We start from the raw sequence: 13,076 nt of genomic DNA on the forward strand, positions 1-13,076 counted from the left end.
CAGAGCGTCGTTACGGCGTTGAACGAATTCGGCCGGGCGCAAGCGGCGACGACAAGGGGACCTGGACGTGCGGATCGGAACCGAATGCTGGCGTATCGAACGCGCGGACCAGATGTCCGTGATCGTCGATGCGGAGGAATATTTCCGCCAGGCGCGCGTCGCCATGCTCAACGCCAAGCGGCGGATCATGCTGATCGGCTGGGATTTCGATGCGCGGATCCAGCTCGAACCCGGGGTCGACCGCCCCGGCGAACCGCCGACGCTCGGCGCGTTCATCCTGTGGCTGGTCGAACGCGAGCCCGAGCTCGAGATCTTCCTGCTCCGCTGGGACACCGGTGCGATCAAGTCGCTGTTCCGCGGATCGACCTTGTTCACGATGATGAAGTGGATGCGGCATCCGCGCATCCATACCAAGCTAGACGGCCATCATCCGACCGCGGGGTCGCATCACCAGAAGATCGTGATCATCGACGACTGCCTCGCCTTTTGCGGCGGGATCGACATGACCGGCGACCGCTGGGACACGCGCGAACATCGCCATGACGATGCGCGGCGGCGGCGTCCCTCGGGTCGTCCCTACAAGCCGTGGCACGACGCGATCAGCGCGGTCGCAGGCCCCGTCGCAACCGCATTGGGGCAGCTGTTCCGCGACCGCTGGGTGCTGGCAGGCGGCGTGCCGATCGCCGAGGCGAGCCCTGGCGCGGCGTGCTGGCCCGACGAACTCGGCGTGCATTTCCGCGATGTCGACGTCGCGATCGCGCGGACCGAACCCGAGATGGACGATCAGGTCCCGGTGCATGAGAGCGAGGCGCTGTTCCTCGCACAGATCGCGGGTGCCAAACGGCATCTCTATATCGAGAGCCAGTATTTCGCGTCGCGCAAGATCGCCGAAGCCGTCGCGCGGCGGCTCGACGAGGCGGACGGGCCCGAGATCGTGATCATCAACCCGGTGACTGCGCAGGGGTGGCTCGAGCCGATCGCAATGGACACCGCGCGCGCGCGCCTCATGACCGCGCTGGCGCACCGCGACGTCCACAAGCGGCTGCGCATGTATCATCCCTACACCAGCGGCGGGGAGGCGATCTATTGCCATGCCAAGATCCTGATCGCGGACGATCAGATCTTCCGGCTCGGATCGTCGAACATGAACAACCGTTCCCTGCGGCTCGACACCGAATGCGACCTCGCGATCCGTGCGCATGACGAGGCGACGAGCACGGGGATCACCGCGATCCGCAACGACCTGATCGCCGAACATCTGGCGGTCGATGTCGAGGTGGTGACCACGATAATCGCCGAGACCGGGTCGCTGATCGAGACGATCGAGCGGCTGCGCGGGCAGGGTAAGTCGCTGCGCGCCTATGAGGCGCCCGATCTGACCGCGGTCGAGGAATGGCTGGCGGACAATGAGGTGCTCGATCCCGAGGGGCCCGAGGAGATGTTCGAGAGCTTCGCGAAGCGCGGCCTGTTCCGCCGCCTCCGCCACCGCCGCCCGAAGAAGAAGTGAGCGATCCTCCCCCGCCAGGGGGGGGATCAGATTAGATTAGAACAGCCCTTCGATCAGCCCATCCGCATCGAGCCGGATCGCTTCGGCTGCGGGAACGCGTGGGAGGCCGGGCATCGTCATGATCTCGCCGCAGATCGCGACGACGAAGCCCGCGCCTGCGGCCAGCCGAACCTCACGCACCGGCACGATATGCCCGGTCGGCGCGCCGAGAAGCGCAGGGTCGCTCGAAAAGCTGTACTGCGTCTTGGCGAGGCACACCGGCAGGTGGCCGTAGCCGGCATCCTCCCAGCGCTTGAGCTGCGCGAGCACGCTGGGCTCCGCGACCGCATGCTCGGCGCGGTAGATGCGCCGGGCAACCGTGTCGATCTTGTCGAACAGCGACAGATCGTCACCATAAAGCGGCGCGAAATTCGCGGCATGCGTGTCGCACAGCTCGGCCACCGCGTCGGCGAGCTTGGTCGCGCCCGCGCCGCCCTCGGCCCAGTGGCGGCACAGGATCGCGCGGGCGCCGTGCGCGCTCGCCGCCTCGTGCACGACCGCGATCTCGGCCTCGCTGTCGGTGTAAAAATGGTTGATCGCGACGACCGCGGGAACGCCGAACTGGCGGATATTCTCGATATGGCGGACGAGATTGATTGCACCGCGCCGGACCGCCTCGACGTCCTCCGCGCCGAGATCGGCCTTGGCGACCCCACCGTTCATCTTGAGCGCGCGGACCGTCGCGACGATCACCACCGCATCGGGAGACAGCCCCGCCTGGCGGCATTTGATGTCGAAGAACTTCTCCGCGCCGAGATCCGCGCCAAAGCCCGCCTCGGTCACGACATAGTCGCCCAGCGCCAGCGCCGCGCGCGTCGCAATCACCGAATTGCAGCCATGCGCGATGTTGGCGAAAGGCCCGCCGTGCAGGAAGGCGGGGTTGCCCTCGAGCGTCTGGACGAGGTTCGGCTTGATCGCCTCTGCCAGCAGGACGGCCATCGCGCCGTCGGCCTTCAGGTCGCGCGCGGTGATGGGGCTGCGATCGCGCGTATAGGCGACGACGATGTCACCCAGCCGCCGCTCCATGTCGGCCAGGTTCCCGCTGAGGCACAGGATCGCCATGACCTCGGAAGCGACGGTGATGTCGAACCCCGATTCGCGCGGATAGCCATTGGCGACCCCGCCAATCGACTGGACGATGTCGCGCAGCGCACGGTCGTTCATGTCGAGCACGCGGCGCCACACCACGCGGCGCACGTCGATCTGCAGCGCGTTGCCCCAATGGATATGATTGTCGATCATCGCCGCGAGCAGGTTGTGCGCCGCGGTGATCGCGTGGAAATCGCCGGTGAAGTGGAGGTTGATGTCCTCCATCGGCGCGACCTGCGCTCGCCCGCCGCCGGTCGCGCCGCCCTTGGTGCCGAAGCATGGCCCGAGCGACGGTTCGCGCAGCGCCAGCACCGTCTTGCGTCCGGTCAGGTTCAGTGCATCGGCCAGCCCGACCGAGGTCGTCGTCTTGCCCTCACCCGCCGGCGTCGGGTTGATCGCGGTGACCAGCACCAGCCGGCCACGCCGCGCCCCCTCGCGGCGGCCATGCGCCTCGAGCCAGTCGAGTGCGATCTTGGCCTTGAACCGGCCGTAAGGCTCGACCGCGTCGTCGGGGATGCCGAGCGCGTCGGCGACGTGCGCGATGGGGCGCAGCGCGACGCTGCGGGCGATGGCAATGTCGGTTGTCATGAGGCTAGTTCTTCAGTTTCCAGCCGCTCTTCAGCAGCATGTAGCACAGGGTGGCGAGCACGACGTCGATCGCCAGGATGACGAGGCCGCCGACGATCACCGGCGAATCGGCAACGCCCAGAAAGCCGTAGCGAAAGCCCGAGATGATGTAGAAGAACGGATTGACGTGGCTGAACGCGCGGAACGCGGGCGCCAGCGTGTCGACCGAATAGAAGGTGCCCGACAGCAGCGAGAGCGGCGCGACGACGAAGTTCGTGACAGCGGCGGCATGGTCGAATTTGTCCGCCCAGATCGACGTCAGCACGCCGAGCAGCGCGAGGAAGGTCGCGCCGAGCAGGCCGAACCACAGGATCGCGAGCGGCGCATGAGGCGTGACGTGCACGCCCGGATACAGCACCATCGCCGCCCAGACGACGCACCCGACCAGCACCGCACGCGTCACCGCACCGCCGACGAGAGCTGCGAGCAGCTCGGCGGTCGACAGTGGTGGCTGAAGATAGTCGACGATCGTGCCCTGCATCTTGCCGACCAGCAGCGAGAAGCTCGCATTGGCAAACGCCGGGCCCATCATGCCCTGGCTGATGATCAGCCCGGGGGCGATGAAATCGGCGAACATCACGGTCTCGCCGCCGACCAGCACGGGGCGTTTGGCGCCCGTCGCGATGGTGAAAACGATCAGGAACAGCAATGTCGTCATCGCCGGCGCCCACACCGTCTGCAGCTGGACCTTGAAGAACCGGCGCACCTCCTTGATATAGAGGGTACGAAGTCCCTCCCAGTTCACGTTGCGAATGACGGGAACGCCGGGGGCGGATTGCACCGCCGACTGGATTTCACCGATTGGGGGCTGGCTGCTCATGGGGGTTGCGGGTAATCGCTGCCGCTGTCGCCCGCAACCCGGTTGACGAAGACTATACCGGCCGACCCGAAGACTGAGGAACGAACATGTCCTGGACCGACGAGCGTATCGAGACGCTCAAGACGATGTGGGAAGCCGGCCAGACCGCCAGCCAGATCGCCGAAGCGCTGGGTGGCGTCAGCCGCAACGCCGTGATCGGCAAGGCGCACCGCCTTGAGCTTCAGGCGCGCCCGTCGCCGGTGAAGCCGAACGATCCCGACGCGAAGAACGCGGATGCGAAGTTGGCCGAGGCGAAGGCGGCCGAGTCGCCCGTCGTCGACACGCCGCCGGTGGTCGCCGCCGAACCCGTCGCCGCACCGCCGGCTCCCGCGCCTGAACCCGCACCCGTCGCCGCTGCACCTGAGCCCGCACCGCGTGCGGCGCCCGTCGCTGCCGATGCGGATGAGGACGCCGACGAGGACGAGGATGAGGACGACGACGCGGTCGAACCGGCCGCCGCACCGGTCCGCGCACCGCAGCCGATCCTCCGCTCAATCGGACCCGGCGGCTTTCTCCGCCAGGCGCCTGGCGAGCAGCAGCCGCCGAGCACGCCCGCCCCGCCGCGGCGTCTCGTCCCCGCCAAGCCTTCGCCCGAAATGGCGGGCAAGACGAGCCTGCTGGAGCTCAACGACCGCATCTGCAAATGGCCGCTCGGCCATCCCGGCGAGCCCGATTTTCACTTTTGTGGCGACAAGGTGAACCCGGGCTTCCCGTACTGCGTCGCGCATTGCGGTCACGCCTATCAGGCCCAGCTGCCCCGCCGCGACCGCCGCCCGACGCCGCCACTCCCCTTCGGCGGCCCGCGCGCACGCTGAGGTTTGGGGGGGGCGTTTCCGCTCTCCGTGCCTCGGATGTATGCCTGTCGCGGAGCCAATCCCCAGCACCACCCCGGCGGAGGCCGGGGCCCAGTTGGGAAGGCTGTAGTAACAGCGGGCAACGCGTGGTGGCTGCGTCCCCCAACTGGACCCCGGCCTTCGCCGGGGTGGTGCCTTGGGGAAACCATATCCACGAAGAAAAGGGCCGCCTCCCGTGTCGGGAAGCGGCCCTTTGTCCTCACCCGCGCCGCGGCGAAGCCGCGTCGTCGGACGTCGCTGGCGACGCCGGCCGAGTTCGGGTGGTGTGACGCCGTTCGGCGTCACACCACCCAGCGCTTAGAACCGGAACGCCGCCGTCGCGCGCAGGCTGTGCCAGCGGAACTTGTCGTCGCTGCGACGGAAGTCGGTGCCGGTCGTGTTCGGCGCCAACACAAACGGGTTCGTCGCCGGCTGCGTGCCCTGCGTCACGCGGACGCGGAAATCGTCGTCCTGATACTGGTGGAACATATATTCCATGCCGACCGAGATGTTCGGCGTGACCTTCTGCTCGATACCGCCGCCGCCGAGGATACCGAACTGCTGGCGCTTGCCGCTCTGCTGATAGGCGTTGCCGGTGTTGGTGCTGTAGAAATCCCGGTCGATCTTGGCATAGCCCGCACCGAACGTGCCGTAGAACAGCGTGGTGTTAACCGCATAGCCCGCACGGCCGCGGATCGAGGCTTCCCAGTCGACGCTGCGCGTCATCACGTAGCTGGCGGGCGTCGTCGAGAAGGCGGTGACGCTGTCGGTGATCTCGCTCTTGCCGAATTCGCCGACCACGCCGACGGCGATGTTGCCGCGCTGCGTGTCGATGCCGACGCGGCCATAATAGGCGGCGCCGTCCTTGTCCTTGCGGCATCCGCGGCCACCGGTCAGCGTCGTCGCGGTCGTCGCGCCGTTGCAGAACCCGCTGCTGAACGCGTTGGTGCCGGCTGCTGTCGCTACTGCATCCCCGAACCGCCCGTCGAGATTGCGGTCGAACAGGATCGACGATCCCGCATCGTTTGGCTGTACGTCATAACCGCCCGCCGAAGCGACATAGAGACCGTTGAACGGTGCGTCCTCCGTCGTCTCCTGCGCGAATGCCGACAATGCCGTGAGACCAAGAATGACCGTGCCAGCGAGGCCGGCATAGAGGGATGTGCGCATGTAAGCTCCGGTTTTCATTGATCTAAGACAGCCAAGAAGCGGAGCGTCCCGCCGATATATCCGTGACCATGACAGAAAGTTCATGTTGTAGCTTTTCCGCAACAGCGGTTGCGCGCTTGCACGGATCATTGGCTAAGCCATATACCACGTCATGCCAGAAGACCTGCCCGAAGGCCTGTTCACGACCCCGTCCAAGACCGCCCCGACCTATGACGCGTCCTCGATCGAGGTGCTCGAAGGGCTCGAACCCGTCCGCCGCCGCCCGGGCATGTATGTTGGCGGCACCGACGAGCGCGCGCTGCATCATCTCGCCGCCGAAGTGCTCGACAATGCGATGGACGAGGCGGTCGCGGGTCACGCGACGCGGATCGAGGTCACGCTCGAGCCCGGCAATCGCCTGACGATCGTCGACAATGGCCGCGGCATCCCGGTCGATCCGCATCCCAAATTCCCTGACAAGTCCGCGCTCGAGGTGATCCTCTCGACGCTGCATTCGGGCGGCAAGTTCGCGGGCAAGGCCTATGCGACCTCGGGCGGTCTGCACGGCGTCGGCATCAGCGTCGTCAACGCGCTGTCGTCCCACACCGTCGTCGAGGTTGCGCGCGACCGCCAGCTCTACCGCCAGCGCTTCGCCAAGGGGCAGACGCTCGGCCCGATCGAGCGGCTCGGCACCACCCCCAACCGCCGCGGCACCAGCGTCGCCTTCACCCCCGACACGGAGATCTTCGGCAACGAGCTGCACTTCAAGCCGCAGCGGCTGCACAAGCTCGTCCGGTCCAAGGCCTATCTGTTCGCGGGCGTCGAGATACGCTGGCACTGCGCGCCCGAACTGATCAGCGACGATACGCCCGCGCAGGCGGTGTTCCAGTTCCCCGGCGGGCTCGCCGACCATCTGCGCGACCAGGTCGCGGGCCGCGAATGCGCGACCGCCGACTTCTTCTCCGGCTCGCAGGATTTCCCGAGCGCGCAGGGCGAGACGCAGGGGCGTGTCGAATGGGCGATCGCCTGGCCGCTGTGGAGCGACGGCTCGTACAGTTGGTATTGCAACACCATCCCGACCCCCGATGGCGGCACGCACGAACAGGGCCTGCGGCAGGCACTGGTGCGCGGTCTGCGCGCGTTCGGTGATCTGGTCGGCAACAAGAAGACCAAGGACATCAGCGCGGACGACGTGATGATCGGCAGCGAGCTGATGCTGTCGGTGTTCATCCGCGAACCGCAATTCCAGAGCCAGACCAAGGATCGCCTGACCAGCCCCGAGGCCGCGGGCCTCGTCGAGAAGGCGGTGCGCGACCATTTCGACCATTTCCTCAGCCACAATATGGACCGCGGCAAGGCGCTGCTGAACTATGTGCTCGAGCGGATGGACGAGCGCCTGCGCCGCAAGCAGGAACGCGACGTCAAGCGCAAGACCGCGACGTCCGCCCGCAAATTGCGGCTGCCCGGCAAGCTGACCGACTGTTCCGCCAACTCGCCCGAGGGCACCGAGCTGTTCATCGTCGAGGGCGATTCCGCTGGCGGATCGGCCAAGCAGGCGCGCGATCGCAAGACGCAGGCGATCCTGCCGATCCGCGGCAAGATCCTCAACGTCGCGTCCGCGACCAGTGCGAAGATCTTCGCGAACCAGGAGATCGCCGACCTGACGCTGGCGCTCGGCTGCGGCACGCGGAAAGACTGTGTCGCGGACAATCTGCGCTACGAACGGGTCGTGATCATGACCGACGCCGACGTCGACGGCGCGCATATCGCGACGCTGCTGATGACGTTCTTTTTCCAGGAGATGCCCGACATCGTCCGCCGCGGGCACCTCTATCTCGCGCAGCCGCCACTCTACCGCCTGACCGTCGGCACCAAGAGCGTCTATGCGCGCGACGACGCGCACCGCGCCGAACTCGAACGCACGGTGTTCAAGGGCAAGAAGGTCGATGTCGGCCGGTTCAAGGGGCTTGGCGAGATGAACCCCGGCCAGCTCCGCGAGACGACGATGGACCCCGCGACGCGCGGCATGCTGCGCATCACCCTGCCGCAGGAATATGAGGAGCGGGCAGGGGTGAAGGACCTGGTCGACCGCCTGATGGGCAACAACCCCGCGCACCGCTTTGCCTTCATCCAGGAAAATGCCGGACGGCTGGACGAGGAAGCCATCGACGCGTGACTGGTCCGTAACGGATCGGCCTCCGGCAGGCGGCGGTTGACGTGGGCGCCGATACCAATATCGTTCGCAGTCCTCGGTAGGCGGGAGTGCGTCGGATGCCCCTATTGGCCATTGCGTTGTTGCAAGCCGTCGCGGCCGCCGCGCCTCCACCCGATCCGGCGCCAAACCTGGCGGGCGACAAGACGATCGTCGTGGTCGCACCCCGCACGTCGAATACGGCAAAGGCACTTGCGGACTGCATCGCACGCGCCTGTTCGCCCAAGGACGAGATTGACGCGTCCCTCGCCCATGCCGAGAGCCAGTTTCTTGCCGGCGACTATGTCGCATCGCGCAGAACCCTGTCCAAGGCGCGCAAGCGTAACGGGGGTTATGCGAAGGCGCTGCCGGTCGACGTGTCGGATCTGGTCCGTGCAAGCGGCCGGCTGGCCAGCCTCAACGGACAGGTCGACACCGCCCGTATCATGTCGATCGATACGCTCGACATCCTGAAGGACGGGTTCGGGGCAAAGGATGAGCGTGTCCTGATGCAGCGCCTGCTGGTCGGTGACGCGATGGTGCGGGACCTCCGCTTCGATGCCGCGCGGGGCATCTTCAATCGCGTCGCTAGGGAGGCCGCAGCGACGGGACAGAAGACGGTCGAGGGGCATGCGCTGCTGAGGATCGCGGCGGTCTATGCCGCGCTCGCGAGCGTCGAACGCGGTTACGCACCGCGTGCGCGGTCGGCGATCGCGCGCATCACGCGGACCGACGATCCGGCGCTGGCGCCGTTTCGCGAGGTGGCGGCAACACTGGAACAGCGCTTTGCTTCTGGGCCCGAGGCGCTGGCGGCTGCGAAGGCCGAGGTCGCAAGCCTGCCGCAGAGGACGCGGTCGACCGTCGCGACCTTGGTCTATGCGCCACCGATCGACCTTCCCAAAGCGAGGCAGAACCAGTCGACGATCGTCACGCTGACGGGCGATAACGAGCCGCAATGGATCGACGTCGCCTTCCGTATCGACGCAGAGGGACTTGTCCGGGATGTCGATGTCGTCCGGCAATCGGAGAACGCGGGCGGCAAATGGCTGGACCTGGTCGAGCAGTCGATCACCGGACGCGTCTATCGTCCGCTCGCGCTTGCCCAGGGTGCGCCCGGGCTGGCGCGCGTCGAGCGCTATTCGCTTGTCTATGACGTTGCGTCCGGGAAGGACACGCGCATGCGCATCCGATCGAACCGCCCGCGCATCGAGGTGACCGACCTGACCAACGACGCACCGACTGGTTGACGCCCATCCCCCGTCACCGGTATTAGGCGCCTCCGGGGCGGTCCATCACGGGCCGCCCTTCTCGTTTCGAAGAGGAAGCGCCTGTGACCATCACCCCGCTCATGCCCGTCTACCCGCGGTGTGGCGTGCGTCCGGTCCGAGGCGAGGGCGCCTATCTGTTCGGTGAGGACGGCCAGCAATATCTCGACTTCGCCAGCGGTATCGCGGTCAACGCGCTCGGCCATGGCCACCCCCATCTGACCAAGGCGATCGCTGACCAGGCCGCGACGTTGATGCACGTGTCGAACCTGTACGGGTCACCGCAGGGCGAACATCTCGCGCAGCGGCTCGTCGACAATACGTTTGCCGACACCGTGTTCTTCACCAATTCGGGTGCGGAAGCGGTCGAGTGCGCGATCAAGACCGCGCGCCGCTATCATTTCGCGAACGGCAATCCCGAGCGTCACACGCTGATCACGTTCGACACCGCGTTCCACGGCCGCACGCTCGGCACGATCTCGGCGACCAACCAGGCCAAGATGCGCGACGGGTTCGAGCCGCTGTTGCCCGGATTCGCCTATGCCAAGTTCAACGATCTCGAGGGTGCGCTCGCGCTGATCGACGACAACACTGCAGGGTTCCTGGTCGAGCCGATCCAGGGCGAGGGCGGTATCCGCCAGGCGAGCCCCGAATTCCTCCAGGGCCTGCGCAAGGCGTGCGACGAGCACGGCCTGCTGCTCGTCCTCGACGAGGTCCAGTGCGGCTATGGCCGGACCGGCAAGCTGTTCGCGCATGAACTCTACGGCATCACCCCCGACATCATGTCGGTCGCCAAGGGGATCGGCGGCGGCTTCCCGCTCGGGGCGTGCCTTGCGACCGAGGAGGCGGCCAAGGGCATGGTCGCGGGGACGCACGGCTCGACCTATGGCGGCAACCCGCTTGGGATGGCGGCGGGCGAGGCGGTGCTCGACGTGATCCTCGAGGACGGGTTCCTCGAGCATGTCGCCACGATGGGCGACCGGCTGCGCCAAGGCCTCGAACAGATGATCCCCAATCACGATCACCTGTTCGACAGCGTGCGCGGCACCGGGCTGATGCTCGGGCTGAAGCTGAAAAGCGACAGCCGTGCGTTCGTCGCGTTCGCACGCGATCATCACAACCTGCTGCTGGTCGCAGCGGGCGAGAACGTCATCCGCATCCTGCCGCCGCTGGTGATCGACGAGAGCCATATCGCCGAATGCATCGACAAGCTGTCGACCGCCGCGCGCGTTTATGTGCCCGCCGCCGACGATTGAGCGCCTTTGCGCGGTCACTAAACCCCGTTCGTCCTGAGTAGCCACTGAGCGAAGTCGAAGTGGCGTATCGAAGGACTGGCCCGCTTGGGGCACTGTCCTTCGATATGGGTCTTCGGCTTCGCTCAGCCCCTACTCAGGACGAACGGAACTTCTTACGGGGTCGTTACCATGAACAACCGCCATTTCCTGAATCTCACCGACGCCGGCCCCGACGGCGTCGCCGCGATGCTTGCCGACGCGCTCGATCGCAAGGCCGCGCGCGCCGGCTTCCCCAAGGGCCGCACGGATGCTGACGCCCCGCTTGCCGGCCACACGCTGGCGATGGTGTTCGAAAAAAACTCGACGCGTACACGGTTCAGCTTCGACATGGCGATCCGCCAGCTCGGTGGGACGTCGATCGTCGCCGATGCCGGCAGCATGCAGCTCGGGCGCGGCGAATCGATCGCCGACACCGCGCGCGTGCTGTCGGGCTATGTCGACGCGATCATGATCCGCACCGACGATCATGCCAAGGTCGAGGAGATGGCGCATCATGCCAGCGTCCCCGTCATCAACGGCCTGACCGACGCGTCGCATCCGTGCCAGATCATGGCCGACCTGCTGACGATCATCGAAAGCGGCAAGGCGCTGCCCGGGCTCAAGGTCGCGTGGCTGGGCGATGGCAACAACGTGCTCGCCTCGATCGTCGAGGCCGCCGGGCTGATGCAATTCGACGTCGTCGCCGCCTGCCCGCAGGGGTTCCAGCCCGAGGAGGAGGCGATCGTCCGCGCCTCGGGCCGCGCGCGCGTCGTCGCCGATCCGCGCGAGGCGGTCGACGGTGCGGACATCATCGTCACCGACACCTGGATCTCGATGGGGCAGGCCAATGCCGAGAGCAAGCTGAAGGCCCTTGCCCCCTATCAGGTCGACGCCGCGCTGATGGCGCTCGCGCGGCCCGATGCGAAGTTCCTCCACTGCCTCCCTGCGCATCGCGGCGAGGAGGTCACGCCCGAGGTGATCGACGGTGCGCAGTCGCTGATCTGGCAGGAGGCTGAAAACCGCCTCCACGCGCAGAAATCGGTGCTCCGCTGGTGCTTCGGGCAGATCGGCTGAAGCGCCCGGTTGGTTGATCGGGCGCAGGTCAGCCCCCATTTCCGTCATTCCCGCGGAGGCGGGAATCCATAAACTCCGAGCTGGTGGTGAGACCACCAGCGTATGTCGCTCTGCATCCCCGCCTGCGCGGGGATGACGCCGCGACGGGGGATGCCGAAGGAACGATGGTGAACGACCCCAACATGACCGATCTCGACCGCGCGCTGGCGTTTGCGATCCCCGCGCGCAGCGCCCGTGGCAGGATCGTCCGGCTCGGCACCGCGCTCGACGAGGTGCTCGCCGCGCACGCCTATCCGCCTGCGATCGAGAAGCTGCTCGCCGAGGCGCTGACGCTCGCCGCGCTCATCGGCTCGACGCTGAAGGACGCGAGCGGCCAGCTGACGATGCAGACCCGGACCGACAATGGCGTCGTCCAGTTGCTGGTCTGTGATTATCGCGGCGGCGAGGTGCGCGGCTATATCGAATACGATGCGGACAAGCTTGCCCAGGCGCCCGTCGAGCCGACCCTGTTCGCCTTGTTCGGCCAAGGCTATCTCGCGATCACCTTCGACATGGCGAGCAGCAACGAGCGGTATCAGGGCATCGTCCCGCTCGACGGCGATACGCTGTCTGAGGCCGCGCAGAGCTATTTCACCCAGTCCGAGCAGATCCCGACAATGGTCCGTACCGGCATGGCGAAGGGCCCCGACGGGCGCTGCGTCGCGGGCGGGCTGTTCCTCCAGCATCTGCCCGAGGGCGAGGACGGCCGCGAGCGGCTGCATACCAAGCTCGACCATCCCGAATGGGAGCATGTCGCGACGCTTGGCAACACGATGGGTACGGACGAGCTGACCGATGCGACGCTGCCGCTCGAGACGCTGGTGTGGCGGCTGTTCAACGAGGACAGCGACGTCCGCATTCTTGCCGATATTCCCATCACGCGCGGCTGCCGGTGCGATCCCGACTATATCCGGGGCGTGATCGCGAAATTCCCGATCGACGAACGCCGCGACATGGCGGACGAGAGTGGCTTCATCCAGGTCGACTGCGCATTCTGTGCAAAGAAATTCCCAGTTCCGGTCGAGGAATGACGCGTTTCTCGGGCACGCGACGGCGGGAAATTGCGCGGCGTTAATGCGCTGTTTACCGCGCCGGGCTATACCTCCCTCGTGCTTTAGAGATTTCAGCAC

10 protein-coding genes are annotated in these 13,076 nt (G+C 66.6%); 7 read left to right on the top strand and 3 right to left on the bottom strand.

Annotation, left to right across the window (positions count from 1 at the left end; all coding sequences use genetic code 11):
• The first annotated feature begins 112 nt into the window (after positions 1–112).
• Entirely contained in the window at positions 113–1,507 is a 1,395-nt protein-coding gene (locus ASE89_RS04370) for a phospholipase D-like domain-containing protein (RefSeq protein WP_082451283.1), read from the top strand.
• A gap of 36 nt (positions 1,508–1,543) precedes the next feature.
• On the opposite strand, the gene ASE89_RS04375 is transcribed toward ASE89_RS04370, so the two are convergent.
• Together ASE89_RS04375 and ASE89_RS04380 are read right to left on the bottom strand one after the other, a co-directional pair.
• Complete coding sequence (locus ASE89_RS04375) at positions 1,544–3,223, bottom strand: formate--tetrahydrofolate ligase (RefSeq protein WP_056674397.1); 1,680 nt, start codon at positions 3,221–3,223, stop codon at positions 1,544–1,546.
• Between the two features lie 4 nt (positions 3,224–3,227).
• Positions 3,228–4,082, bottom strand: coding sequence for an ABC transporter permease (locus tag ASE89_RS04380; protein ID WP_056674400.1), 855 nt, complete (start codon positions 4,080–4,082; stop codon positions 3,228–3,230).
• Between the two features lie 86 nt (positions 4,083–4,168).
• Here ASE89_RS04380 and ASE89_RS04385 point away from each other — a divergent pair, with 86 nt between their 5' ends.
• A complete protein-coding gene (locus tag ASE89_RS04385) occupies positions 4,169–4,936 on the top strand; it encodes a GcrA family cell cycle regulator (protein ID WP_056674403.1) in 768 nt (255 codons plus the stop codon).
• Between the two features lie 336 nt (positions 4,937–5,272).
• On the opposite strand, the gene ASE89_RS04390 is transcribed toward ASE89_RS04385, so the two are convergent.
• Complete coding sequence (locus ASE89_RS04390) at positions 5,273–6,124, bottom strand: outer membrane protein (protein WP_056674406.1); 852 nt, start codon at positions 6,122–6,124, stop codon at positions 5,273–5,275.
• A 151-nt stretch (positions 6,125–6,275) separates the two neighbouring features.
• On the opposite strand from ASE89_RS04390, the gene parE reads away from it, so the two are divergent.
• From parE to hslO, 5 genes are all read left to right on the top strand, one after another.
• Positions 6,276–8,279 carry a DNA topoisomerase IV subunit B gene (gene parE, locus ASE89_RS04395; protein WP_056674409.1) on the top strand — a complete coding sequence of 668 codons (2,004 nt, stop codon included), beginning with the start codon at positions 6,276–6,278 and terminating at the stop codon, positions 8,277–8,279.
• A 95-nt stretch (positions 8,280–8,374) separates the two neighbouring features.
• Entirely contained in the window at positions 8,375–9,541 is a 1,167-nt protein-coding gene (locus ASE89_RS04400; protein WP_146163619.1) for a hypothetical protein, read from the top strand.
• Positions 9,542–9,624: 83 nt separating this feature from the next.
• The gene (locus ASE89_RS04405; RefSeq protein ID WP_031396001.1) at positions 9,625–10,815 is read left to right on the top strand and encodes an aspartate aminotransferase family protein; all 1,191 of its coding nucleotides are present in this window, start codon (positions 9,625–9,627) and stop codon (positions 10,813–10,815) included.
• A gap of 168 nt (positions 10,816–10,983) precedes the next feature.
• The gene (argF, locus tag ASE89_RS04410; RefSeq protein ID WP_056674417.1) at positions 10,984–11,907 is read left to right on the top strand and encodes an ornithine carbamoyltransferase; all 924 of its coding nucleotides are present in this window, start codon (positions 10,984–10,986) and stop codon (positions 11,905–11,907) included.
• 164 nt (positions 11,908–12,071) lie between these two features.
• Positions 12,072–12,977, top strand: coding sequence for an Hsp33 family molecular chaperone HslO (gene hslO / locus ASE89_RS04415; RefSeq protein ID WP_056674420.1), 906 nt, complete (start codon positions 12,072–12,074; stop codon positions 12,975–12,977).
• The last annotated feature ends 99 nt before the right edge of the window (positions 12,978–13,076 follow it).

Source organism: Sphingomonas sp. Leaf30, assembly GCF_001422525.1.
Classification (GTDB): Bacteria; Pseudomonadota; Alphaproteobacteria; order Sphingomonadales; family Sphingomonadaceae; genus Sphingomonas; species Sphingomonas aerolata.